Annotated in this window: 25 protein-coding genes; 7 read left to right on the top strand and 18 right to left on the bottom strand. The window is 53.6% G+C overall.

All coding sequences use genetic code 11. The features are described from left to right. Positions 1-245 precede the first annotated feature (245 nt). The gene (locus tag ACZ52Z_RS01030) at positions 246-605 is read left to right on the top strand and encodes a NifB/NifX family molybdenum-iron cluster-binding protein (RefSeq protein WP_464268904.1); all 360 of its coding nucleotides are present in this window, start codon (positions 246-248) and stop codon (positions 603-605) included. Positions 606-684: 79 nt separating this feature from the next. After that, positions 685-1,131: an iron-sulfur cluster assembly scaffold protein gene (locus ACZ52Z_RS01035; RefSeq protein WP_464268905.1), complete on the top strand. Its 447-nt coding sequence runs from the start codon at positions 685-687 to the stop codon at positions 1,129-1,131. 172 nt (positions 1,132-1,303) lie between these two features. Here the strand turns inward: ACZ52Z_RS01035 and ACZ52Z_RS01040 are convergent, their stop codons facing one another. The 4 genes from ACZ52Z_RS01040 to ACZ52Z_RS01055 all read right to left on the bottom strand — a co-directional run bounded on the left by ACZ52Z_RS01040 (position 1,304) and on the right by ACZ52Z_RS01055 (position 5,416). Next, positions 1,304-2,620, bottom strand: a complete 1,317-nt coding sequence (locus ACZ52Z_RS01040; RefSeq protein WP_464268906.1) for a substrate-binding domain-containing protein — start codon at positions 2,618-2,620, stop codon at positions 1,304-1,306. Between the two features lie 16 nt (positions 2,621-2,636). Continuing rightward, the gene (locus ACZ52Z_RS01045; RefSeq protein WP_464268907.1) at positions 2,637-3,242 is read right to left on the bottom strand and encodes a hypothetical protein; all 606 of its coding nucleotides are present in this window, start codon (positions 3,240-3,242) and stop codon (positions 2,637-2,639) included. An 86-nt stretch (positions 3,243-3,328) separates the two neighbouring features. Beyond that, complete coding sequence (locus tag ACZ52Z_RS01050; RefSeq protein WP_464268908.1) at positions 3,329-4,567, bottom strand: molybdopterin molybdotransferase MoeA; 1,239 nt, start codon at positions 4,565-4,567, stop codon at positions 3,329-3,331. 147 nt (positions 4,568-4,714) lie between these two features. Next, the gene (locus tag ACZ52Z_RS01055) at positions 4,715-5,416 is read right to left on the bottom strand and encodes a HesA/MoeB/ThiF family protein (RefSeq protein ID WP_464268909.1); all 702 of its coding nucleotides are present in this window, start codon (positions 5,414-5,416) and stop codon (positions 4,715-4,717) included. Between the two features lie 519 nt (positions 5,417-5,935). On the opposite strand from ACZ52Z_RS01055, the gene ACZ52Z_RS01060 reads away from it, so the two are divergent. From ACZ52Z_RS01060 to ACZ52Z_RS01080, 5 genes are all read left to right on the top strand, one after another. Then, positions 5,936-6,847, top strand: coding sequence for a substrate-binding domain-containing protein (locus ACZ52Z_RS01060; RefSeq protein WP_464268910.1), 912 nt, complete (start codon positions 5,936-5,938; stop codon positions 6,845-6,847). 57 nt (positions 6,848-6,904) lie between these two features. Continuing rightward, a complete protein-coding gene (locus ACZ52Z_RS01065) occupies positions 6,905-7,795 on the top strand; it encodes an ABC transporter substrate-binding protein (protein ID WP_464268911.1) in 891 nt (296 codons plus the stop codon). Positions 7,796-7,915: 120 nt separating this feature from the next. Continuing rightward, complete coding sequence (locus ACZ52Z_RS01070) at positions 7,916-8,611, top strand: ABC transporter permease (protein ID WP_464268912.1); 696 nt, start codon at positions 7,916-7,918, stop codon at positions 8,609-8,611. Then, complete coding sequence (locus ACZ52Z_RS01075; protein ID WP_464268913.1) at positions 8,608-9,633, top strand: energy-coupling factor ABC transporter ATP-binding protein; 1,026 nt, start codon at positions 8,608-8,610, stop codon at positions 9,631-9,633. The genes ACZ52Z_RS01070 and ACZ52Z_RS01075 overlap by 4 nt, the downstream gene beginning before the upstream one ends. Before the next feature lie 443 nt (positions 9,634-10,076). Next, a complete protein-coding gene (locus ACZ52Z_RS01080) occupies positions 10,077-10,715 on the top strand; it encodes a DUF2284 domain-containing protein (RefSeq protein WP_464268914.1) in 639 nt (212 codons plus the stop codon). 20 nt (positions 10,716-10,735) lie between these two features. On the opposite strand, the gene hypB is transcribed toward ACZ52Z_RS01080, so the two are convergent. From hypB to ACZ52Z_RS01150, 14 genes are all read right to left on the bottom strand, one after another. Next, a complete protein-coding gene (gene hypB, locus ACZ52Z_RS01085) occupies positions 10,736-11,443 on the bottom strand; it encodes a hydrogenase nickel incorporation protein HypB (protein WP_464268915.1) in 708 nt (235 codons plus the stop codon). Positions 11,444-11,448: 5 nt separating this feature from the next. Beyond that, on the bottom strand, positions 11,449-11,835 hold the full coding sequence (locus ACZ52Z_RS01090; RefSeq protein WP_464268916.1) for a hydrogenase maturation nickel metallochaperone HypA/HybF: 387 nt from the start codon (positions 11,833-11,835) through the stop codon (positions 11,449-11,451). 35 nt (positions 11,836-11,870) lie between these two features. Next, positions 11,871-12,944, bottom strand: a complete 1,074-nt coding sequence (gene hypE, locus ACZ52Z_RS01095) for a hydrogenase expression/formation protein HypE (RefSeq protein WP_464268917.1) — start codon at positions 12,942-12,944, stop codon at positions 11,871-11,873. Beyond that, entirely contained in the window at positions 12,907-13,998 is a 1,092-nt protein-coding gene (gene hypD, locus ACZ52Z_RS01100; RefSeq protein ID WP_464268918.1) for a hydrogenase formation protein HypD, read from the bottom strand. Before hypD ends, hypE begins: the two co-directional genes overlap by 38 nt. Then, positions 13,995-14,273 carry a HypC/HybG/HupF family hydrogenase formation chaperone gene (locus tag ACZ52Z_RS01105; RefSeq protein ID WP_464268919.1) on the bottom strand — a complete coding sequence of 93 codons (279 nt, stop codon included), beginning with the start codon at positions 14,271-14,273 and terminating at the stop codon, positions 13,995-13,997. Before ACZ52Z_RS01105 ends, hypD begins: the two co-directional genes overlap by 4 nt. A gap of 40 nt (positions 14,274-14,313) precedes the next feature. Continuing rightward, positions 14,314-16,668 (bottom strand): carbamoyltransferase HypF, encoded by a 2,355-nt coding sequence (gene hypF, locus ACZ52Z_RS01110; protein WP_464268920.1) that lies wholly within the window; start codon positions 16,666-16,668, stop codon positions 14,314-14,316. 111 nt (positions 16,669-16,779) lie between these two features. Next, a complete protein-coding gene (locus ACZ52Z_RS01115; RefSeq protein ID WP_464268921.1) occupies positions 16,780-17,037 on the bottom strand; it encodes a hypothetical protein in 258 nt (85 codons plus the stop codon). A gap of 5 nt (positions 17,038-17,042) precedes the next feature. Beyond that, positions 17,043-17,486: a hydrogenase iron-sulfur subunit gene (locus ACZ52Z_RS01120; protein ID WP_464268922.1), complete on the bottom strand. Its 444-nt coding sequence runs from the start codon at positions 17,484-17,486 to the stop codon at positions 17,043-17,045. A 4-nt stretch (positions 17,487-17,490) separates the two neighbouring features. Further along, positions 17,491-20,586 (bottom strand): FAD-dependent oxidoreductase, encoded by a 3,096-nt coding sequence (locus ACZ52Z_RS01125; protein WP_464268923.1) that lies wholly within the window; start codon positions 20,584-20,586, stop codon positions 17,491-17,493. An 84-nt stretch (positions 20,587-20,670) separates the two neighbouring features. After that, the gene (locus ACZ52Z_RS01130) at positions 20,671-22,128 is read right to left on the bottom strand and encodes a (Fe-S)-binding protein (RefSeq protein ID WP_464268924.1); all 1,458 of its coding nucleotides are present in this window, start codon (positions 22,126-22,128) and stop codon (positions 20,671-20,673) included. A gap of 285 nt (positions 22,129-22,413) precedes the next feature. Then, a complete protein-coding gene (locus tag ACZ52Z_RS01135) occupies positions 22,414-23,694 on the bottom strand; it encodes a TRAP transporter large permease (protein WP_464268925.1) in 1,281 nt (426 codons plus the stop codon). Then, complete coding sequence (locus ACZ52Z_RS01140; RefSeq protein WP_464268926.1) at positions 23,684-24,172, bottom strand: TRAP transporter small permease; 489 nt, start codon at positions 24,170-24,172, stop codon at positions 23,684-23,686. Before ACZ52Z_RS01140 ends, ACZ52Z_RS01135 begins: the two co-directional genes overlap by 11 nt. A gap of 127 nt (positions 24,173-24,299) precedes the next feature. Beyond that, positions 24,300-25,343, bottom strand: a complete 1,044-nt coding sequence (locus ACZ52Z_RS01145) for a TRAP transporter substrate-binding protein (RefSeq protein WP_464268927.1) — start codon at positions 25,341-25,343, stop codon at positions 24,300-24,302. Further along, positions 25,340-25,564 (bottom strand): MoaD/ThiS family protein, encoded by a 225-nt coding sequence (locus ACZ52Z_RS01150; protein WP_464268928.1) that lies wholly within the window; start codon positions 25,562-25,564, stop codon positions 25,340-25,342. The genes ACZ52Z_RS01145 and ACZ52Z_RS01150 overlap by 4 nt, the downstream gene beginning before the upstream one ends. Positions 25,565-25,574: the final 10 nt, after the last annotated feature.

Here is a 25,574-nt window from a genome sequence, read left to right on the forward strand (position 1 = left end):
ACCTCGGAACGCTTGTTTCCTTTCTGAAAGTACTGACCCTTTACCGGATGGGTCATTTTTTTGCTCTCTCGGTCGCCGACCCCCGGAGGTCGTCACCGCAGAGAGCATCCTGGTGGATAGAGGAAAGATTCGGTATCTGGATTTACCCGCTGCATCTAGGCCGATATGTTGGCCTGCTGTTGATGCTCACCGATATTCTGCTCTTGCCGGTATGAGGATTTTGTACTAATAACGGAGAACGACTCATGAAGATAGCAATTACTGCAAAAGGCGCTACGCTTGATAGTGAAGTGGACCCTCGTTTTGGCAGGGCCCGCTACATAATGATTGTGGATACGCAATCCATGCAATTTGAAGCGATTGATAATACGGAAAATATCAACGCGTTTAAGGGGGCCGGGATACAGGCAGCCACCATGGTCAGCGATAAGGGTGCAGAAGTGCTGATGACCGGATACTGCGGTCCCAAGGCATTTCAGACCATTGCCGCTGCCGGAGTGAAAGTGGTCAGCGATATTTCCGGAACAGTCGCCGAGGCCGTTGAAAAGATGAAAAGTGGCGATGTCACCTACACCGATAGCCCCAATGCCGACGGCCACTGGTAAAAACGGACAAGCTGAAAAGCAGGCCGCCTTGTGCGGCCAGTAATCATTTGATCAGGGTTTATGAGGGACCAGGGAGGACATGAACGACGAACAGTTTAATGCCATGGTGGACGCCATTCAGGAAAAGGTGTTTGATGATGCCAAAGAGGCCTATGGTGCAGTGGGTTTTGACCGCTGGCGTCACCCCAAATACCATGGCCGGATGAACGATGCTGATGCCAAGGGGCGCATCACCGGTAGCTGTGGCGATACCATGGAAATGTATGTGAAAATCGAAGCCGACAGGGTGACTGATGCCTCCTACGCCACCGATGGGTGCGGATCCAGTAACGTGTGCGGATCGTTTGCCGCGGAAATAGCCATCGGAAAGACCGTTGAAGAGATCTTTGACTTGACGGGTGAAGATGTGCTGGAAAAGATTGGTCAATTTCCCAAGCAGGAAGAGCATTGTGCCTATCTGGCTATCAAAACCGTGCAGGATGCAGTAAACAACTACATGGTGAAGCAGGTCGCTTCCAGGCAATAGGTGCTGGGAAGCTCAAACCACCCCGCAAAAGATTCTCCACCGACCTTAAACCGACACCCACTGCCGCGGCAATGCTGTCTCCAACAGTGGGGGCCGGTGGAGGTGTTTTCCCCCTCCGGCAGCAACCGCTGTCTCACTTCATTCTTTTTGCATCTCTATCGGCAATGAACACTCACTGATGCCGGTGTACATCTAAACAGGTGCCTGTTTCTCTGGTGGAATATCCACCCATTTTTTCCAGGGTTTGTTGAAACGGCTGGGAGTTAATGATCGCCAGCAGGGTTTCGATCATGGGCAGCTGGAGAAAGGCGTCGTCAATAAGCAGGTCATAGCGTTCCTCAGTTACCGGAATGAAGTCCAGACCAAGTGCTTTGGCTGCGCTCATGATCCCCAGGCCCACATCAGCTTTTCCTGAGAGCACGGAGACCGCCACCGCCATGTGGGTATATTCATCAAAATCATACCCGGTTATGTCGTCGGGATCGAGACCCTGTTGCTCCAGTTCGTAATCGAGGAGTACCCGAGTTCCGGATCCGGCCTGCCGGTTGATGAAGGTAATGTCGTCGCGGATCAGGTCGTGGATAGTCTTAACCCCTTTGGGGTTACCTTTCTGGATGATGAAGCCTTGCTGGCGGTGAGCGAGGGTAATGAGCGATATCTTTCGACCTGGCAGATACTTTCGGATGAAAGGAACATTATAGGTGCCGGATTCCGGGTCCAGCAGGTGGGAGCCGGCAATATGGGTCATTCCCCGCTGCATGGCCATGATCCCTCCCAGTGAGCCAACATGGGTTGACGCCAGATAGTAGGCCGGCACATGCTGCTGTAGAGAATCCCGGAGCAGGTCAAGGCTTAAATCGTGACTGCCGGTGCTGAGAATAGTGTTCTCGATAACTGTTTTCGGTTGGAGGAGTTCCAGGGTGGCCAGACTGCCTTTGGTCTCGCCTTCCGAAGCCGCATCAATATGCAGCATGGCATTGGCCCTGGTCAGGGTGGTGATGGCTCCGGAGCCTTTTTTCAAGGGGACGGCCACATAGTTGTCGCCGATTTTTCCGGTGATCATCCGCCGAAACTCTTCAATACCGCTGCGCGAGGGGATGTCTTTGGCCAGAATGGCTGGAACGCAGACCGGTTGCGGCAGGTTGATCCCCTGCATCTGGGCCAGGAGCGGCATGACAAACTGTTCAAAAGCGATAATTGCCGAGACCGGATAACCCGGAATGCCCACTACCGGTTTATCGGCGACCTTCGCCAGAATGGTTGGCTTACCGGGCATGATGGTGACGCCGTGGACCAGGATTTCACCCAGGTCATCGATGATGCGCGCCGTATAGTCTGCGCTGCCTGCCGAGGAGCCCGCGTTAACAACGACCATGTCTGTGTCGGTAGCCAGGATATCCTCCAGGTGTTGTGTTAACGTCGGATAATCGTCAACCACAATGTCGCTGACCCGTACAATGGCCCCGGCTTTTTCAGCGAGACCGGCCAATACTGCCGAGTTTGATTCAATGGTCTTGCCCGGCGGGGGGGGGAGTGTCGACGCTGTCGAGCGGCACGAGCTCTGAACCGGTGGGGATGATGGTGATGATCGGTCGGGACCGTACTTCCACCGTGGTACAGCCGGCGGTGATCATGGCTGCAATATCAGCCGGCTGGATGAGGTGGCCGGTTGGAAAAAGTAACTCTGTAGCAACAATGTCCTCTCCAACCTTACGCACATACTGCCAGGGAAAGACCGGTTCCCGAATGACGGCTTCACTCTCCTCCTGGTTGAGGAGGATGTTTTCCACCATAATCACGGCGTTGCTTCTGGGCGGGAGGGGGTGTCCGGTATTGATCAGGGTCGCCTGGCCACCTGCAATATCGAGGGTGATCGGGTTATCGTCGGCTGCAGCAAAAGTGTCCTCGGCCTTTACGGCAATACCATCCATGGCTGCGGAGTGAAAAGAGGGTGAGGAGAGTCTGGCAAACACCGGTGCTGCTGTCACCCTGTCGCAACTTTCCTTGACCGGTATGAATTCTGTCTGGGGGGTGATGGCGGAAAACTTGGACCAGAAGATATGCTGAGCATCTTTTCTGGATTGCATGTTCAGGTAAATCTTTCTTTTCATGTCAGTTTTAGCTGTGTTAAATGCTGGGGAGTAAGGCGTTATATCTTTTGCCCATGGAGTGGGCGGTGTTCGAGTGAATGAGTACCTCAGGGAAAGAGCAGGACTGAGGACTCGGTGCCTCTGTCTATTCCTTCCACATCTCTGCCAATGCAGAGTAGTCCGTCTGCTTTTACCAGTGGACTGAGCAAACCGGATTTTCCGTAAATCGGGGTGGCCAATGGAGGGGCGTCGCCGGATTGGGGGGTCAAGTGAACTCTGACATACTCTTCACGGCCAATGGTTGACGGGATTTGCTGATCAGTTATCGCCTGGACTCGATTGAGGCCGATAGTGCAGGGCAGGCCTTGGATTTTACGAAGCAGCGGGCGAACAAAGAGGTAGAAAACGACCATTGCTGAGGCGACATGCCCTGGTAAGCCAAATAGTGCCTTATTGTTCTGGGCGGCCAGGATGGTTGGTTTTCCCGGTCGAATGGCCACTCCATGGGCAAGGAGTTGGGCATGGGGAATCTGTTCAAGTACTTCCAAGGTAAAGTCCCGCCTGCCGACGGAGCTTCCTCCGGAGAGAAGCAGCATATCAGCCTCCTCAAGGGCTGTAATGCATGCCTGCCTCATTGTATCGAGATCGTCGCCGATGATTCCGAGCGGCAGTGCTTGACCGCCGGCCTCTTCAACCAACGCGGCAAGAGTGGTTGAATTGATGTCGCGAATCTGGCCCGGGCCGGGTTGCTTGTCGGGTGGAACCAACTCGTCCCCTGTGGAAATGATGGCCACCTTGGGTTGGCGATAGACGGGTATGGTGTGCATACCAAGACCCGCCAAAACCCCGAGATCCGCCGGGCGAAGTTGTCGACCGCGTTCAAGAACGGAAGCTCCGTCCTGGTAATCTTCTCCGGCACGTATCGTGTTTTGATTGGGAGCCACCGGCCGATAAATTTCTACTGTTTGGTCATCAAGCTGGTGGGTGTACTCCACCATCACCACCCCGTTTCCTTTCTGCGGTAATTCCCCGCCAGTCCATATGCGAAGTGCCTGGCCAGGTCGCAGCGTATACTGTGTGCCGGAGCTTCCCATGGCAATTTCGCCAATTACCGTCAGCAGGGCCGGTTCCGATTCGGAACAACCGAATGTATCTTTTGCGCGGACGGCGTACCCATCCATGGTGGAGCGGGAAAAAGGGGGGAGGTCGTCTCCGGCGGTTACCGCCTTGCCAAGCACCCGGCGGTGGCCTGACGAGAGGGGGATATTTTCTGTTTCCAAGGGATGAAACTGGTCAAATAGCTCGGTGAATTCCACTGAGCTGATGAGTTTGAAAAAACCTTTCATCTGATCATCGGCATGAGTTGAGTATTGGCGTGCGGAAAGTGATGGGTCATCGCTGCGCAAGGGAAGAGCGGTAAAAAGGATACTGCATTGTTTACCACCTTTTACTGAGAGCAGCGGCTTTTTGCAACTATTTAACCTGCACGTTACTCAAGGAGGGGGCGATCCCGGCATAGACTCGTAGGTGTTATGCTTGAGATCGATCTGCATCCAGGCGTTATGCAGCGACGATGGCAGTCCCAGGAGGAGCTTGGTCACCTCGCAGGCCTGAAAACTGGCGATGGTTGCCACGGTAAAGGAAAGTACCGGCGGTGGTTCTTGGGCGCTTTTTTGCTGCTCCCAACCCGGAAAAATGGCGGAAGGCAGATGAAAACCAGGCAGCTGAACCCCGACTTGACCGTACCAGTGGGAGACCGCACCGTGAACCATGGGAATGCCCAGTTGATTGCAGAGGTCCGCCAACTCGAAACGGGTGGCGATAGAATCGAGGCAGTCGACAATTACTTCCGGCAACGCATCTTTTTCCGGTAGTCGACCGCGAAAATCAGCAGCTACCGAGGTGGGGGTACAGCCGGTGCCGATGGAGACAATGCGACGAGCTGTAACCTCTGCCTTGTTTTGGCCCAGGGTCGATTCCAGCGCGTTGATCTGCCGATTGCAGTTGCTCGGGCTGAAGCTATCCGGGTCATAAAGAGTGAGCCTGCCGATACCTATTCTGGCAAGCTCTTCGGCGACAAAACCGCCAAGGCCTCCGCAGCCGATCACAGCTACGTGACTGTTGCACAACTGCTGCTGCTGGTGTAGGGAGATCGCTTTGCGGTTACGTTCAAGCTCTATTGGGAATTCGGCCACGTTTCCTCGTACCGTGTTTGATTAACTCCTAAATTGGTGACCGCTCAGCGTCTGAGCAGTTCCCGTTGTCCGCCCTTCGCCGATATGACCGTGAGCGATGCACAACACAGACCCAGCAAACTGTCTGCGCCCTCAGCCTAAACGGCATACCTGGAGGCTTGGCAACGCATTGATATACTTTGGTGTTACCAATTACGTCGCTGTCCAGCACAGGCTCCGCTGTTGAATAAGCGTAGATTCAGGTAACGAATAATCTCTGTGCAAGCCTAAAAACTCTGGACCGCCATGTCAAGAGAACGGTGCTTTTCTTTGACGTCTGCGCCGTTTGGAATGGCGGTTCCTCTCCTGGTCAGGGGTGTTGGCAAATTGTCTTCAAGGAGGGCATGACGCGCTGTTATCTGTGGTTATTTTTGGTTATTCTTGAGGAAAACTAGTTGGTTGTACCATATTCTTGTTGACGAGCACGGAGAAGAATGACCAATATAGGTGCTAAAAAATCAAGTCCTGGCAGGAGGGGACATGAGTAAATTGATGACGACCCGGGAAGTGGCGGCATTTCTCAATGTTAATGAAAAGATGATCTATACCCTGGTTGCGGAGAAGGATCTGCCGGCAACCAAGGTGACCGGCAAATGGCTGTTTCCCCAGCACCTGGTTGAGCAGTGGGTGGACAATAATACAACCAATTTTCCCAAACAGGCCGGCCAATTCCCGGCTGGAAAAGGGGTCGTCATTCTTGCCGGCAGCAATGACCTGCTGCTGGATAAGGTTGTTTCTCAATTTAACGCATCGGTCAAGGGAAGCCTGGCGGTCTTTGCCAATGTTGGCAGTATGGGGGGGATTCACGCGCTGCGTCAGGGATTGTGTCATATCGCCTCCAGCCACCTGGTGCAGGATGATGACAAGGACTATAATTTTCAGTTTGCCTTTGAAGAACTGCAAACCATGCCGGTAGTAGTGAATTTCTGCAAAAGGCAGCAGGGGTTGTTGTTTAAAAAGGACAATCCGTTTGTCATTGAGCAGTTTGCCGACGTGGGGAAAAAGGGTATTCGGCTAGTCAATAGGCCGCTGGGAACCGGCACCCGGCTTCTCCTGGAAAAGGAGTTGAAGCAGGCAAAATTATCCGGCAGCCGGATCAAGGGGTATGATCATGAAGTTTCCAGGCACCTTGATGTTGGCCTTGAGATATTGGCGGACAGGGCGGATGTCGGTCCCGGTATTGAAGCCGTTGCCGGCATGCTGGGATTGGGATTTCTGCCGTTGCGTTGGGAGCGGTTTGATCTGCTCATCTCCCGCCATCTCTTTTTTGAAAAATCCATCCAGCAGTTTCTTGGCATGCTGGAGCAGGATGCATTCAAAGAGACCGTTGCCCAGACCATTGGGTATGACGTTGGTCTGTCTGGTAAAATGGTCTTTCAGGTTGACGGGTGATGGCACCTGTCAATGAAACCAGGCAATATTTATCAAAAAATACACAAAGGAGAATAAATGAAATTTTTTAAAGGAACCATAGCGGCAGTATTGTCGTTGCTGTTGGTCAGCGGTATGACCATGGCCGAAGAGAAAGTGCTGAAAATGTCCACCACCACCAGTACCCAGGCTTCCGGTTTGTTGGATGTGCTGTTGCCGGCTTTAGAGAAGGATACCGGCATTAAGGTGAAAGTTATTGCAAAGGGAACCGGTGCTGCTATTCGGGATGGTATGGACGGCAATGTTGATGTTATTTTTGTACATGCCAAACAGCGTGAGGAAAAGTTTGTTGCAGATGGGTATGGCACCAAGCGGTATGCTGTAATGCACAATGATTTCGTGATCCTGGGACCTACAAGTGATCCAGCCAAGATCCATGGTATGAAGGATGCGGCCGCGTCCCTGAAAAAAATTGCCGAAGCCAAGGCGCCGTTCATCTCCCGCGGGGATGATTCCGGTACCCATACCAAAGAGCAGGCATTGTGGAACGCAACCGGCTTGCCGTTGGAAACCCTGACCTCTACCATCGTGAAAAAAGGTAAAAAAGTGGAAGTTACTTATGCCCATCCGGCTGGACTCGGTGAGTGGTATAACTCCGTTGGCCAGGGAATGGGAAAGACATTGACCATTGCTGATGAAAAACAGGCCTATACGCTTGCCGATCGCGGCACCTATATCAAGTATAAGTTCGGTCGGGATGTACCCATCGATCTGGAAGTACAGTGCGAAGGCGATCCTCTGCTGGCCAACCCTTATGGTGTTATTCCGGTAAATCCCAAAAAACACCCGCATGTGCAGTATGAAGTGGCCAAAGAATTTGCCCAGTGGCTGACTTCGGAACGAGGGCAGAATCTGATCGGCGGCTATCGGCTGTTGGACAAACAGTTGTTCTATCCCGATGCACTCTAGCCAGGGCGTAGTGTAAACGTGCGGTATTGCCGTACTTGAACAAGATCAAAACGCGCATCCTTTACCGGGGTGCGCGTTTTGTATTTATGTGTTTTCTTCACTTTTGCTGTATGTTGCCTCATGTCCTTTTTTCTTGATAGTTTTCTCTCTGCAATCAGTCTGGTCCTGACCCTCGATCCTGAGCTTTTCCGGGTGGTCGGGGTGTCGCTGCGCGTCAGTTGCATTTCGACCTTGGTTGCCGCGCTCGGCGGGATTCCGCTGGGATTTTTTGTTGCCTATGGCAATATCCCGGGCAGGCGAATCGTTATTACCCTGCTCAATACCATGCTTGCTCTGCCGACAGTAGTCATTGGCTTGTTTGTGTATGCGTTTATCTCGCGAAGAGGAGTCTTTGGCGTTTTCGACCTTCTTTACACCCAGAATGCGATCATCATCGGTCAGGTGATTCTCATCACCCCCCTCATCGCAGCGCTTACCATCGCCGCTGTCAGCCGCATTGATGAGCGCTATTCCATGACCGCCAAAACCCTTGGCGCGACGACTTTGCAGACCGTTCTTGTTATCCTTCGTGAAGCACAGTTCAGCATTTGCGCTGCAGTGATTTCTGCTTTCGGACGGGTGGTCTCGGAAATCGGTATTTCTATGATGCTGGGAGGGAATATCAAGGGGTTTACGCGCACAATGACCACGGCCATGGCCCTGGAATATGACAAGGGGTCGTTTACCCTTGCCGTTGCTCTGGGCCTGATCCTGATGAGTATCAGCCTGGCTATGAATATTATGTTTAACTTTGTACAGGGGAGAGGGCGGCTGTGAGGCAGTATGCACTTCATAATGTTACACAGGTCTACAGCGGCAGGACCGTGCTCGATATAGAGCAGTTGGAAATTGCGCCGGGCAGAATATATGGCCTGCTGGGCGCCAATGGTGCCGGCAAAACGACCCTGTTCAATATTCTGGCCTTTCTCGAACCTCCGGCTTCCGGGCAGATTCTCTTTCGCAACAAGCCGGTTTTTTTCGACCGAAAAGAGCTGCAACGGCTGCGCCAACGAGTGGTCATGGTTCACCAGTACCCGATAATGTTTTCCACTACGGTTGCCAGGAATATCGAGTTTGGGTTGAAAATTCGTAAAATTGAAAAGGCGCGGCGTCAGCAGCTCATCGATGAATCCCTGGAGATGGTAGACCTTGTGGGGTACCGAAATGCGGCCGCCGCAGAGCTTTCCGGTGGGGAGACTCAACGATTAGCCATTGCCAGGGCATTGGCGTTAAAACCCCAGGTAGTTCTGTGTGATGAGCCAACTGCCAATGTTGATGTGGAAAATCAAGCTGTTATACGTGCATTGTTAACCAGAATGAACCAGGAAATCAAATGCACCATCCTGTTTACCACCCATGATCGTCTTCAGGCGGCGGGCCTGGCGGATGAGACCATTGTTCTGGAAAAGGGGCGACTGGTCTCCACCACCTATGAAAATATTTTTTCCTGCACGCTCAAGAGCAAAGAGAAGGGCCGAAAAGTGTGCCTGCTGCAGCAGAAGGTACCGTTTCTCCTTTCGGGACGCGTCCCTAAGAAGAATACCTCCAGCTGCAGGGTCTACCTCAATCCGGAAAAGATCCGGCTAATGAAGGACGATGGCAGCGAACAGGAGAGGCCTGGCACACTCTGTGGTGATATAGGGCTCATGATGGCAGAGGGAAACCGGGTGCGGCTGGCCGTCAATGTGGGGGTAATGGTCACCGTCATCCTTCCCATGGAGGAGTATCGGCGTCATCGTTTTGCTGTTGGAGATGCGGTTACTCTAAAGCTCAAGCCTGATGTTGTTGAATGGCTGTAGGAAAAGAGATTCCCGAAGCAGGAGAAAGGAGCGTTTTGAGTGATGGCCTGAAGCTGGTAGGAGGGGCCGAAGGGGTATCCTGCTCGGGAATCTGTCTGCGAGGCAAAAGGGGAATCGGCTGATTACCAGAGCAGGGAAGGGGGGTGTAAGGAGTTTTTGAGTGATATATTGGAGAAGCGTCACAGAAAACAGCAACTATGGTCCAAATGGTATCAACCTGCCCTGGTAATCAGTCCGAAATTTGTACAATCGTCGGCTTGAGGGAGATGGTAGCATGCGCAATTGCTTCCCTCACGCTGACTGTGAATACCTTTTAGCATATTATGCACAATTTGCATATTCTTTTTTGTGCACGTCTCCTTTTTTTCTAGCAGTACGGCTGGTGCAGCAGCCGTTGGGGCTGTTACCCCTTGATATGCTTATACAAAAGTACGGATGCGCTGATGGACGAGGAACGGAAACGACAATTGCTGGCATGGGTCAATGCCTCTGGTGCTGCGCACGCGGCATGGATTCGTTCGTGCGATCTGGTGATAGAGCAACGCTTTGCATCCATGTGTTCTTTACCCGGCTGCCCGAGCTATGGGTTATCGCCAAGCTGCCCTCCCCATGGCATGACGCCGGAAACTTTCCGTTCCCTTGCCCAAATGCATGCATGGGTGCTGGTGTTTGCCATAAAGGCGGAAGAGGAGGTGCTGTTGGGTAAAGGGAGGCTGGCAATAGCCAGAGCCGTCCATGAAACTGCCGCAGCACTGGAAAGGGAGGCGCTTGCTCAGGGCTGTTCCTCTGCAGTCGGGCTGGCCGCTGGATCATGCAAAGAGCTTTTTTGTGCAGAAGCCCCCTTCTGCAGAGTTGTAGAGAAGGGGGCTAGTTGTCTTTTTCCGGAGAAAGCCAGGAGTTCCGTATCCGGTGTCGGATTGCATGTCCGTTCCCTGTGCGATTGCCTGGGATGGAAACTGCAATGGTCCGAGAAACAACAGGGCCGGGAGGTGACCACGCTACTTATGCTGGGAATGGTACTCGTTGCCTCTCCTGAAGAGATGGAAGAGGGGTATGATGGAACCCTTCCGCTGAACTTATGAGTGGGCTGTTGCTCGAGGTTTTATTTTTCCACAAGCCTCCTCAGGTAAGTGATCCACTGCTCGAATCCCTCGCCGGTGGTAGATGAGACAGACAGAACCTCCATCTCAGGCTGAATTTTCAGGGCTTCGCTGGTGGCCTCTTCCGGGTTAAAGTCGAAATGTTCCAGCAGGTCGGTCTTGGTGATGATAAAGAGATCGGCCCCTTTAAAGGTGGTGGGATATTTTACAGGTTTATCTGATCCTTCGGGGACAGAGAGCAGTACCGCTCGGTAGTGTTCACCCAGGTCAAAAGTGGCCGGACAGACGAGGTTGCCGACATTTTCGATAAAGATAAGGTCAAAGCCCTCACCCTTTCCAAAGTGTTCCAGAACGTGCAGGCCGCCATGGACCATAGGGGCGTCCAGATGACAGGCACCGCCGGTGGTCAGCTGTACTGCAGGGATGCCCTTTGCACGGATTCTGTCCGCATCGCGCTCGGTTTCGATGTCTCCTTCGATCACACCTATCCTTACCTCGTTACCCAATTCGTCGATGGTGCGTTCCAGGAGGGTGGTTTTTCCTGAACCAGGACTGGAAATGAGGTTAATAGCGATGGCACCCATTTTTTCGATGTGTTTTCTGTTGGATGCCGCCTGTTTCTCATTGGCTTCGAGCAGGCTTTGGTTGACCTCGACGATTTTACTCTCGGTATGGTGATCGTGTAGTTGACAGCCGCATACATCGCACATGGCAGTTACTCCATTTCAAGTTGTTTAAGGATAAGTTCTGTTCCCCCTTGAGGGGAGAGGCGCGTTGATCCACATGACGAGCAGAGCGGGCGGCTCATGGTATCGTGAAAATCTCTCGGGTGAGCACCTGGCTTTTTTGTCAGTCCCGTGGTCACGGCCCTGCAATCCAGGCAAAGGTGTTCGGGCGGCGGAGTTTCAAGTTCAAGCTCGGCTTCCCTGGTGGTCGGATGCTCCTGCTTGAGTGCTTGAAAACCGAAGGCAAAAGAGTCGACTACTATCCCTGAAAATGGGCCTATAACAACAACCAACCGGGAGATTCGCTCTGCCTGGTGTTGACTGGCCAGTTGAAGGAGTTGGTCGATCAGGTTCTGGGCAAGCGATAGTTCGTGCATGGTTACGAGGTGCTCCGTGGTGGCGGATGTGCCTTTCAGCAGATTCTCGGCAGTGGTTCGCCGGTGAGCGGTTCCAGCAACCGCTTGCCGCCAATGGTGGTAAGCAGAGTAACTCTGCCTTGTGCATGAGTGCCGGTGACCTCCCCGATGACCGTTGCCTCACGGCCTTCCGGTTGTTCGCGCATGGCTGCTATTATTCTGTCCGCCTGGCCGGGGTCGCAGATGACCACGCATTTTCCTTCATTAGCCAGGTAAAGCGGGTCAAGGCCGATCATTTCACACGCCGCATTGACCGAGGGCTTGATGAGCAACTTTGTCTGATCTAGGGTGATCTCAACCCCTGAAGCAGCGGCTATTTCACACAGGCAGGTAGCTATCCCCCCGCGAGTCGGATCGCGCATGACATGGGTGGCGCAGGGATTTTCTTCAAGAATAGCTGCACTGAGTCGGTGAAGGGGCTGGGTATCACTCTCAATATCACCGCTGATGGCGATTCCTGCCTGGCTGCTCATGATGGTAATGCCATGGTCAGCCACTGAACCGGAACAGATGACCGTATCTCCCGGTTTGGCCCGATTACCTGAAATATTGCAGCGATGAGAGACTATACCCACGCCGGAGGTGTTGATGAATATCCCATCTGCCTTCCCCTTGGGGACAACTTTGGTGTCGCCGGTAACAATGGCCACTCCCGCTGCGGTGGAGGCCTCGCCAATGGACTTAATGATTCGTTCGAGGTGTGCCATTGACAACCCCTCTTCGATGATCAGTCCGAGGCTGAGGGCAATAGGTTGCGCACCGCGCATGGCCAGGTCGTTTATTGTTCCGTGCACGGCCAGCTTGCCGATATCACCCCCTGGGAAGAAGATCGGGTCTACCACGTAACTGTCAGTAGTCAAGGCGATTTTGCCGTGGTGTTCGTCAAGTACGGCGCAGTCTTCAAGTTCATGCAATGCCGGACTGGTCAGGTAGCGCAGGAAAAGCTCGCTGATCAGGTTCTGGCTTGCCAGCCCACCGCTGCCGTGATCCAAGGTTACTGTTGTCTGTGTGTGCATACGATAAAAAGTGGTTTTATTTTCCTTGATCGCTGTATCGGTGATACGCTGCACAGGTTCCCTCTCCCGAGACCATACAGGGGCCTACGGGGGAAAGAGGGGTGCACCGTGTGCCGTAGAGCGGGCATTGGGGGGGCAACATGTGCCCTTTAAGAATGTCGCCGCATTTGCACCCCTTTGGTTCGTTGGCCGCTTCGATGGGGATGCCTAACTGGGAAAGCGCGTCGAACCGGCTGTATTTTTCTCTCAGTTCAAGGCCGCTGTCCATAATGGTTCCCAGCCCGCGCCATTCGCTGTCCGTCGGCTTGAAGACTTCATCGATCAGTTGCTGGGCCCGCAGATTCCCCTCGGCAGTTACAGCCCGGGTATAGCAATTGTCAACTTCGGCCTTCCCGCTGTTGATCTGTTGAATAAGGCTGACCAGGCCAGCGAGAATATCTGCTGGTTCAAAACCGGCGACTGTGCAGCTTATCTGGTGCGTTTGTGCAAGACGCCGGTAAGCATTGACACCGATAATGGCACTCACATGCCCGGGACAGAGTAATCCGTCCACCTCCAGATGAGGGTCCGACATGAGCATGTCCAACGGCTGGGGCATCGTCTTGCCTGCACTGATGATAAAAAAATTATCTACCCCTTGCCGGTCGGCCTGCAGCAGCGTGGCAGCTATGGTCGGGATAGTGGTTTCAAAACCGATGGCAGGAAAAACGATAGTGGTATCCTTATCCTTCATTGCCATTTGCAGCGCGTCCATGGGGGAGTAGACGACTTCCACTTGCGCCCCTTTGGTCCGTGCAGATGCCAGTGATCCTTTGCTTCCCGGAACGCGGATAAGGTCGCCAAAGGTGGCAACGGCCGTCCGGGGCAGCTCCGCGGCCCGAATAAATGCATCGATGTGGCTTGCCGGGGTTACGCATACCGGACAGCCTGGACCGGAGAGCAGGGTGATATCTTCTGGGAGAAGGGAGCGAATACCATGTCGAAAAATAGACATGGTGTGGGTGCCGCACACTTCCATGATCCTCACCGGTCGATCGAGTCTGTTGCTGATTTCCGTCAGTAGTGGCCCGGTAATGTCGCGGCTTCTGAATTCATCGGCACATTTCATGAGTCTCCACCCGGCAACCTTCCCTCTTTTTCCAGGCCTTCAGCCATCTGGCGCATGAGGTCAAGGTTGATGAGGGCTTCTTCTTCGGTCAGGGTGTGGATGGCGAAGCCGGCGTGAATAATGACATATTCGCCGACCTGCGGTATGCGGTCCGCCATTTCCAGGCGTATTTCCTTCTGGATGCCGTCAGCATTCACCAGCGCCACCAGTGGGTCAAGAAAATCATCCGCGTTTCCTTTCAGTTCAATAACCTGCATGGGGATGGCTAGGCACATATGTTTTTACTCCTTTTTCACAGGCTTTGCCCATGGAATATCAGGTTGTCAGGGAAGGGCGGAGCGACTCGTTGCGTGGAGCTCCAGCTATATAGGCCTGACCGAGGGCGATTCCGCCGTCATTGACCGGAATTAGTTCACCACTGTAGACGGCAAACCCGGCTTTACGCAACGTTTGTTCCAGTCCCTCCAGAAGAATTTTGTTTTGCATGCAGCCGCCGCTCAATACCGTGGTATTGACCATATATTGACGCTGGACTCTCTCAACGAGCAGGGTGATGCCTCTGATAAGCCAACGATGGAAAGAGTAGGCAATCTGCTCAAGCGATACCCCCTGCTGCAGGTCACCCCGTATCCACTGGGCCAACGGCAACGAATTGAGCACCCTGAGGCCGTCGTGAACATCCACTGTGGGCCGGTATTTTTCCTCATCAGGTGCGAATGCGGAAGAACCTCGGTTAAGGTGGAGTTGAGCCGCCTGTTCAAGCAGCATGGCGCCCTGTCCTTCAAAACTCGCCTCATGGCATATGCCGAGCATGGCGGCCACTGCATCAAAAAGGCGGCCGCAGCTCGAGGTAAGGGGCGAATGAATGTGCTTGCTGAGCATTTGTACCAGGAGTTCAATTTTTTCCACAGGTACCGAACTGAGTTCAGATGGCAGGTTATTCCGGATATCCCTGGAGAGAAGACCGGCTTGAAAAAGAAGCGCTGTCGCCATGCGCCAGGGCTCTCTCACTGCCTGGTCTCCACCGGGAAGCGGTAGGTGAGCGAGGCGACCCAGGCGACGGTAGCTGTTTCTGTTGGCAAGGTATATTTCACCGCCGAAGACTGTACTATCATCACCATATCCTGTGCCGTCAAGGATCACGCTGATGACTTCTCCGTCCAGGCGGTGTTCGGCCATGACTGCTGCGGCATGGGCATGATGATGCTGCACGGGCGTAAGTTCTCCCTGTAGCTTGCGGGCGAAGCGGGTGCTGGGGTAATCCGGATGACGGTCGCAGGCGACGGCGTGAGGGTGGCATTCAAGAATAGTCTGCAGGTGGGCAATACTTTCGCTGTAGAAATCCAGGCAATCGGGGTTGCTCAGTTCACCAATGTGCTGGCCTACATAGGCCTCATTGTTGCGTACGATGCAAAAGGTGTTTTTCATTTCCGCACCGCAGGCCAATATGTCTGCTGTCGCCAGAATCGGCATGGGTACCGGAGAGTATCCTCGTCCCCTGCGAAGCAGACGAACCTTCTTTCCCATTACCCTCGCTACCGAGTCATCTACTCGAGTAACAATATCCCGGTTATGGAGAAGAAAGAAATCAGCAAGGCTCTGCAATCGCTCCAGGGCCTCTTCATTGTCGGTACAGATAGGTTCGTCGGTGAGGTTGCCGCTGGTCATGACCAGGGCGTCCGGACCAAGAGGGGTATCAAGCAGTAAGGCGTGAAGAGGGGTGTAGGCGATCATCACACCCAGTACCCCCAGACCGGGTGCCAGATTCGGCGCTAGATTGCCGGCTGTTTTCTGGCGCAGGAGGACTATCGGCTGCTGCGGTGAGAGCAACAGGTCCCGCTCGATTTCGTCTACATCGCAGTATCGGGAAGCCATCGCCAGGTCCCTGACCATGACGGCCAGTGGTTTTTCGGGTCGGTTTTTTCTTTGCCGGAGGCGATGGACCGCCTCGGGAGAGCTAGCATCCGCTGCCAGGTGGAAGCCGCCAAGGCCTTTGATGGCGACAACCTGCCCATCGGCAAGAGCGAGGGCCGCGGCCTCGATGCAGTTGGTTGTGTCGAGCAGAATTCCGGAGGCGTCATGCCAACTGAGCTGTGGGCCGCATATTGGACAGGCATTGGGTTGTGCATGAAATCTCCTGTCCAGAGGGTCATCGTATTCCTGTTGGCATTGCGGGCACATGGGAAAATGTCGCATAGAAGTATGCGGACGGTCGTATGGTACCCGCTCGACTATGGTGAACCGTGGCCCGCAATTGGTGCAGTTGGTAAAAGGATAGCCATGACGGGGGTTTCCTGGAGAGCGAATTTCCTGCAGGCAGTCGCTGCAGACTGCAATATCAGGGGTGATCGGTACACTGGCTTGGTGACTGCGGTGACTGTGAATAATGGAAAACCCCTCGGTTGCAGTAGGGATACTGCACTCCTCCGTGGTAAAGGAAGTGATGGAGGCCATGGGCGGAGCTTTTTCCTGCAGCTTTCGGGTGAAGCTGTGGAGACTGGAGGAGGAGCCGGTGGCGATAATGCGCACTCCGTCGCCCGCGTTGGCAACCGAACCGTAGAGTCCCATGGAAGTCGCGAGCTTGTACACAAAGGGACGGAATCCCACCCCCTGGACAATGCCGTTGATGTTGATGGCAAGGGTCTGCCTGGTGTTGTCAGTCGGTTGCATAATTTGCCCCAATCCCTTTGCTCTGGACCTCCCTTAAGAGCTAAAAAAGCAGTGACGCTGCCTGTAACCCCGGTCGTTAAGGGAAAAGAGGGGTTTTGTATATTACTGGCACTACCTGAGTGCCTCTGCCTCTTTTCTGATCTCTTTGTAGCGCGGAGAATCGACGATTCGATGCTGTTCCAGTTCGTCTATTTCTTCCCTGCTCAGGTGAATCAGGCCGCACGCCGGACAGGCCAGGTCCACATCGTCAAGGGCGGCACGCTCTTTCAGCTCGTCAGCCGTCATGTGTCCCACATAGCCGCAAGCGCAGCCGGGGCATTCAGCCCGGACCGGTTTGCGCACTTTTTTCTTTCGTTTTCTTTCTGTCATCGTCTCTATTGGGCGTGTTGCTTCTCGTTCTTGGCGACCGTGCCTGGCGAAGTTGATTCTTTCAACTCAAGCAGGCGTTCATTCATTTCGTAGACCGCGTCAACGAAAGCGTTGGCTTCGTTTGCCGAGACCCAGATAAGCTGCACCTGGTCTTTACTGTATCCACAGTCAGTCAGCAGTTCTTCCAGGATTTCCATGCGTGCGAGCGCTTTGTGGTTGCCATCCTGGTAGTGACACTCACCGAGATGGCATCCTATGAGCATTACTCCATCGGCTCCGTGGTCGAGTGCGTGGAGAACCATTTCCGGATGGACCATTCCCGAACACATGACACGGATGATGCGAACCGAGCAGGGATACTGTATGCGAGCAATTCCCGCCAGATCTGCAGCGGGATAGGAGCACCAGTTACAGCACAAAGCTATGATTTTTAATTCGGTGGTGTCCATGGCCTTAGTCCGTCAGCGGCGTAGGCGCTGATGAAGATTTGTCGGTTTCAAGGGCGGCGTCTATTTGTGCAAGCAGCTGATTATAGGTATAACCGGTAATATTGACCCCGCGTTTTGGGCAGGCACCCTGGCATATGCCGCATCCCTTGCACAGAGCGGGGTCAATCTCTACGATCTTAGTTTCCCTGCCGTTCTCATCTTTCTGCTCAACCAGGGTGATTGCCTCGTACGGACAGGTATCTATGCAAATTCCGCAGCCATCGCAGAATTCAGGGTCGACGTGGGCCATGATGGCGTCCAGCTCGATGCTCTCCTTGGTCAGTAGCGCGGTGGCTTTGGAGGCCGCCGCCAGTGCTTGAGAGATGGACTCTTCAATCGGTTTGGGGTAGTGAGCGAGCCCGGCGACAAAAACGCCGTTGGTGTGAAACTCCACCGGTCGGAGTTTGGCATGCGCTTCCTGAAAGAACCCGTCTTTGCCCAGCGGGAGTTTGAACATTCGTGCAAGCTCGGCGCTTTCGGGGTTTGGCAGGGTGGCGGAGGCAAGAATGACCATGTCAGCCTCAATAGCCATCGGTCTATGCAGCACATGATCGTGGGTCGTCACCACCAGACCGTTTTCGCCCTCAGTAATCACCGGAGGTCCATGCTGCTCGTAGTTGATAAAAAGTATGCCCATGTCCCGCGCCTGGTTGTAGATCCTTTCCCGCTGTCCATAGGTTCGAATTTCCCGGTAGAGAATGTATATTCGTCGGGAGGGAACCTCTTTTTTCAACTTGATGGCGCTTTGGATGGAGTGGGTGCAGCAGGACTTGGAACAGTAGGGGCGCTCTTTGTTTCGGGAGCCGACGCATTGGATAAAGACAAAGTTTTTGCCGTTGGTTACCCGCATCTCGTTGTGCATATGCAGTTTGTCGAACTCGATCGAGGCGACCACATTGGGAAATTCACCGTATCCGAACTCTTCCGGGATATAGCGTTTACCGCCTGTGGTGAGAATGACTGCACCGTGTTTGATGGTTTTCTTCCTGCCGCTTGCCGTACGAATAGCGCTTGTAAAATGACCCGCCTGACCGGTCGAGTGCACCACCGAAGACTGCAGATGGAGAGTGATGTTTTTTTGCGCATAAACCTGTTCCTGCAGATCTTTGAGGTACTGGGGGACCTGTTCCCCGCTCCAGGTTTGGAAAAGATGAAGGGCATTTCCGCCAAGCAGGCGCGACTTCTCAACCAGGTGCACCGCAATGCCCTGGCTGGCCAGATTGAGTGCCGCGGTTATGCCGGATACCCCGCCACCAATGATCAACGCTGTGGGGATCACTGGGATGCGCAGAGGAAATAGCGGCTGTTGGAGACCTACCTTGGCCACTGCCATACGTATCAGGTCTTTAGCCTTTTCCGTCGCCTCTTTTGGATGGTGTCGGTGAACCCACGCATCCTGATTGCGGATATTGGCCATTTCCACCATGTATTCATTTATGCCGGATGAACGCAGGGTCCTGCGAAAGAGCGGCTCGTGAGTCTGCGGGCTGCAGGCGGCTATGACGATGCGATTAAGGTTTTTTTCCCGGACTTGGTTGCCGATGTACTGCTGGGTATCCTGAGCACAGGCGAACATGTTCTGGTCTACGTACGCTACCCCGGGAAGGGTAGAGGCATATTCAGCAAGCAGATCCGTGTCGATGACATTCGAGATATTTGAGCCGCAGTGGCAGATGAATACACCGGTTTTTACTTTTTCCGTATGCTGAGGGGTCAGCGGTGGTGCGGCAGGATTCTTTGTCTGAGTATGCCGGGCTGGGGCAAGTTGCATGGAAACGCAGGCAGCGGCGGCAGAACCACCAATGACCGACTGTGGAATGTCGCGAGGACCATTAAAGGCACCGCAGACAAATACCCCTTTCTGGGATGAAGAAACCGGCATGAATGCGGATATGGAGGCAAAGCGGTCAGGGGTGATATGCACGCCCATTTTTTCTGCCAGCCTGATGGCTGAATCAGGGGTCTCCATACCGATGGAAAGAACCACCAGGTCAACGGTCTGATCGACCTGCCTGCCCTCTTCATTGGCATAATGGATAAGGAGGGTACCCCTGTCGTCATAGGGTTGAACGCCGTGGATCTTGGCCCGTATAAAGTGAATGTTGTGTTCGTTTTTTGCCTGGATAAAGAAGCGGTCGAAATCTTTGCCGTGGGTGCGAACATCGCTATGGTAAATGGTCGCCTCCGCATCCGGCAGGTGTTCCTTGATTATCACCGCCTCCTTAATGGCGCACATGCAGCAGACCGAGGAGCAGTATTCATTATTGCTGCGGTTTTTGTCCCGACTGCCTATGCACTGGAAAAAGGCAACTTTTCTCACCGGTCCTCCATCTGAAGGCCTGGTAAGCCGGCCACCTGTGGGCCCGGTGGAGGCCAGCATTCTTTCCAGTTGCAACGAGGTGACGACGTTGGGGTAGTTGCCAAATCCCCAGATCCTGCTTTTTCCCGGATCAAAAGAGCGAAAACCAGGAGCCAGGATGATCGCGCCTACGTGCAGGGTATGTTTTTTCTCGCGGTCATTGAAATCGACGGCTTCAGCTGGGCAGATTTTGGCACAGGCACCGCACCTTTCCTGGCCGTTGAGTTGCAGGCAGTGTTGCTGATCTATTTGGTAGGTGAGGGGAACGGCCTGTGGGTATTTGATATAGATGGCTTTGCGAAAGCTCAATTTGTCGTTGAACTGATCATCCACCTTTATCGGGCATGCTTGGGTGCACAGGCCACAGGCTATACATCGCTCCTGGCTGACGTAGCGGGGATATTCCTTTACCCGGACGGTGAAGTTCCCCTCCTCACCCTCAACATCAAGAACCTTGCTCAGGGTCATGATGTCAATATTCGGGTGACGGCTGCATTCGACGAGCTTGGGGGCAATGATGCACATCGAACAGTCGTTGGTGGGGAAGGTTTTGTCGAGCTGGGGCATGGTGCCGCCAATTGCCCCTGTCTTTTCGATCAGGTGGACGAAAAATCCTGAGTCGGCTAAGTCCAGCGCGGCTTGCATTCCGGAGACCCCGCCGCCGACGACCAACACAGCGCCTTTTGTATCAGTCTTGACCATTGAGGGTACCTCTCTTTCCATGGGGATGCGACCGTACTGCACTCAGGCTTGCCCACCTGTGGATACGGGAGCGAATGGTAGTATTCATTGTTTTTGAGGCAGCACCAAGGCCTGGGATACAAGTTCCCAGAGGTATTTGACATCGATGTTCAGATTAAATTCACGGGCAAGGGACTTTTCCAATTGATCTCTGCAGCTGTGGCAGGAAACCACCACCAATTGCGCCCCTGATTGACGTATCTGCCTGGCTTTTTCTTTTCCGTAGTAGGTCCGCTCTGCTGCATAGGGCGTTGCCCAGGCACCGCCACCTGCGCCGCAGCAGTAATTGTCACGCCGGTTGGGTTCGAGTTCTGTGAACTGGCTGCAGCACGTGCGAACAATGGATCTTCCCTCTTCAAAATAGCCATGACCAAAGGTCTTGAGGGATTTTCTCCCATAGTTGCAGGCATCATGGAGGGTCGCCAACTGGGTGTGGACCGTCGGGTCAATAATGATGCGTTTGCTCTGAATGTATTCCAGTAGTAGGTCAAACACCGAATAAATGGTGAACTTCTGCAATGTCTCCGGAAACCACTTCTCCAGGCCGTACCTGGTAGCGTAATAGGCGTGGCCGCATTCCGGCAGAAGGAGGGCTCTGCAGTTGAGTCGCTCCATGTTATCGACGATGCGTTCGACAATGGTTTTCATGGCATTGTCGTCACCTGTATACAGGCCCCAGTTAACCCCCTCCCAGTTTTCAGAAGAAATTGTCCAGGACTCGCCGGCGGCGTAAAAGATTCGCCACCACCAGGTCATGTCGTCGGGCTGGACAAAGGGTTCTTTGGAGTTAACCGTTACCAGAAGGCGAGCGCCACGAACATCTACGGGAGTAGTGAACCCGGGGCAGGTAGTCTCTGCCAGTTCTTCACCTAAATCGTGGACAAGTTCGAGAAAATCATCCTTAGGAATTCCAAGATTATTGCCTTTTTCCAGGCAGGTGGTGAGTCCCTTCTGAATCGGGTGGGGAACCTTGGAGTTGTCCCGGCCAGCTCGCAACATGCGCATAAGATCGACAATTTCGATGTTCATGGGACAGGACTCTTCGCAGCGCCCGCACAGGGTGCATTTCCAGGGCCAATCGCTGGTGATGATCTCTTCCAGGACGCCGAGGGCTGCCATGCGCACAATTTTGCGGGGGTCCAGTCGGTCTACCCCGGTAAGCGGACAGGCGCTGGCGCAACTTCCGCAGGTCGTGCAGGTAGCAGCAAGCGCAGGGATCTGTTGACGCTCGGATTGATGCAGTTTGAGCTGGATGGGTTGGACCGCGGTTCTCGGCTGAGTGTTTCCATTGAACTCGTTTTCACGGGGGCGTGACGGGATATCAATCTTGGGTTTGCGGCCGAATTTTTCGCAGAGTTTAAGATAGTCTTCCTGTTGAATGACATACCTTCTTCCTGGCGCTTTTTGCGCGGGAAGCGTACCGGAATTAATCCAGTTCCTGATGGTATTGCGATGAACGCCGAATTCTTCGGCAAGTTCATTGACCTTGACTTCGTAAACCATGCTCTAGTGTCTGGTTGCGGTCTTTCGATTGCCCTCGGCGGGCGACCGGCGGGCATGAGCGGCTGTCTGTAGAGGCAAGACTGCGCTGTGCACCTCTTGCGTGGTACGCGACATCTGCTCCACAGAGAACCTTTTTGTGCAAACTGTGCATTATGCAATATCACATGGAAGAGCAGGTTAGTGCAAGCCTAAAGTAAGTCTAATGGAAAATTAACACAGGTAAACGCAGGGGGAGGATCGTTGAAACACGCAAACGGTGAGTACGTTCCTCGGTTCCGGCAGCGTTCAATGACCGACAAAGCCGGCAAACCACATGGTGAGCGGGGGATAAAAAGTAATGAGGAGGAGATCGATCAGCAGGATGCACAGAAAAGGGATGATGCGCCTGCTCACCGCTCCGATGGTATTGCCGGAAATGGAGGATGCGACAATGAGACAGATGCCCATGGGTGGGGTCAACATGCCGATGGCCAGATTGGTGACGACAATAACACCGAGTTGGATGAGGTCGATACCCAGAATTGGCAGCATGGCGGTGATGGTGGGGACAAGCAGGATCAGCGCTGCGGTCGTCTCGACAAAGGTGCCAGCCGCCAGGAGGAGAAGGTTGATCAGCAGAAGAAGGAGAATTCGATTGTCAGTGAGTTGGAGCAGTCCAGAGGCCAGTTGCTCGGGAATGTTCTCTATGGCGGCGATCCAGCTGAAAATCGATGCCATGGCAATAATAAACATGACTACCGACGAGGTGACCGCAGCATCACGAAACAGCGGAACAAGGTCGCGCGGACGAAGCTGTCGGTAGACAAGCATACCAGTGAACAGGGCATACATTACCGCTACTGCAGCAGATTCGGTGGCAGTGAAGATGCCGCTCAGTATGCCGCCGAGAATAATAACCGGTGCTCCCAATGCCAGCAGTGCCCGGCGAAAATTTTTCCATACCAGGGCAGCTGAGAATGGGGTTGTAGCCGCATAACGGTAACGGATGGAGATGATGGTGGAAACGGCCACCAGCGAAAAACCGATGAGGATTCCGGGTAGAATGCCGGCGGCAAAAAGTTGACCGATGGAGGCACCGGTGAGAAAACCAAAAATAATCATCGGGATGGAAGGGGGGATAATAACACCTATGGACCCCCCGGAAGCCTGCACCGCAGCAGCAAAATCCGACGAATATCCGGATTTTTTCATGGCTGGAATAAGGACCGCTCCAACTGCAGCGGCGTCAGCTGCTGCAGAACCGGAAATGCCGGCAAAAAACATTGCCGAAACAATAGTGACGGCAGCGAGTCCGCCGGGTAACCACCCGACCAGGGCGTTGGCAAAATCGATAATTCGTTTGCTGATGCCCCCTGCATCCATCAGCACACCGGCGAACATGAATAACGGAACGGCCATCAGGTGAAAAGAGTCGGTGCCGGAGAACAGCCGCTGGGCGATCATCATGAGTGGAAAATCACCCTGCGCCATGATCGCCAGTACCGAGGCGGCGCCGATACTGATGGCGATTGGTACATTGAGGACAAAAAGGGCCAGCAGAGAGATGAGCAGGATTTCACTGGTCATGATCGACGCCCAGCAGGAGATCAAGAAAAAAAGTGAGAGCGTAGACAAAGAGGATGGTGCTGCTGACTGGGATGACCGCCAGGATGATCCATTTTTCAATACCCAGGGCCGGTGATATCTGATGGCGGATAAAATAGGCGAACTGTACCCCGGCCACGGTTATAACACCAAAGAGCGTCAGAGAAACCAGATGGACCCCCAGCCCGGCCCAGCGCTTCATTACGGGTGCGAGCCGGACGACAAGGCAGTCAATGCCAGGGTGGAGTCCTCTGTAATAGGCCGTGGTGGCGCCAAGGAAACTAATCCATACCAGCATGTACCTGGCGAGCTCTTCGGACCAGAAAATTGAATTGTTGAGGACGTAGCGAAAAAAAACCTGCGCCGCAACCAGGAGGGCCATGGAGAAGCCAAGAGAAAAAAGCAGGTATTCCGTGCAGCTGTTTACCAGGCGGCACCACGTATGAAGGTAACGGATCACGGCGATTGGTAGCGCGAACGGGCAGGGGTTAAGGCTGCCCGCAGCTGTTTTTGCACACGGGCAACGGTCGACCAGACAGGGAGCGGGATCAAATCGATCACATCATCAAAGGACCGGGAGTATTACGCTATCTGGTAGCTTCCAGCATTTTGGTCAGCAATCCCTGCACCTTTGGCTCCTGATAGATATCCATTTCCTTCAGGTTGGCGACTTTGTTGCGAAAGGATTCAATGGCGGGGTTTTCCTCGATCTGCATGCCTTTTTCCTTGAGCAGCGCCAGACGGGCCCCGTCCTTTTCGCGGTTGTCCTTGCGCTGGTAGAGCGCTGCTTGGTACATGGCCTCCTGGATCATCTGTTGATCCTCAGGGGAAAGGGTCTTCCACCACAGCAGGGATGCAACATCGATGTGGGCTGAATACACATGGCGAGACATGGTCATGTATTGTTGTACTTCGTAGAATTTATACACTTCCATGACCCACAGGGGATTTTCCTGGCCGTCGATAACGCCCTGTTCGAGTTCGGAATATATGGGCCAGGGCATTGGCGTCGGGTTTGCTCCCAGTGACTGCCAGATTGATTTATGGAGAGGGGAGGCCATGACCCTGATTTTCAATCCGGAGACATCATCGGCTGAAGTAACAGGCCGCACATTGTTGGTGAGGTTCCTGAAGCCGTTTTCCGAAAACGCCAGTCCTTTGAATCCTACCGTTTCAAGTTCTGTAAGTATCTGCTCGCCCAGCGGACCATCGAGAATGGTATCGGCCTGCTGGTTGTCCTTAAAAAGAAATGGGTAGTTGATTACCCGGACAATGGGAGCAAAGGTATCAAACGGTCCAACGGTGATGACACCCATCTGGACGGTGCCCATCTGTATCTGCTGGAGTATCTCGGTCTCGTTGCCGAGAGCCTTTGAATGATAAATCTTCACCGTGTATTTGCCGCCGGAAGCCTTTTCAAGCAGCTCCTTGAATTTACCAGCGGCAATATTCTGTGCTGAGCCGGGTTTAGTGACTACGCCGAGTTTGATTTCCTGGGAAGCCAGGGTCCAGTGACAGGTGCAAAAAATAGAGAGGAAAAAAAGAGCAGAGAGGAGTCGTTTCATAGGAGTTGCCTGCCGTAATGAGGTAAAGACATTGGACAGGGCAAGCAACACGTCATTGTTGGTCACCCTCCACCAATGGCCGGAAAAATAGCGACCTGATTGCCTTCTTCCACGGCCTGGTCGAGCTGGCAGTGGCGGGAGTTGATCATGGTCACCCCTATCTCGTCAATATCAATATCAAGGGCAGTGATGATGTCGCGGACAGTCGTCCCTTCGGGAAGATCCTGTTCCTGACTGATGAAGCGATCATCCCGAAAATACGCGAAGAGTTTTACTGTAATTTTCATTGGTGTCAAT

The organism is Desulfogranum aggregans, from assembly GCF_055398265.1.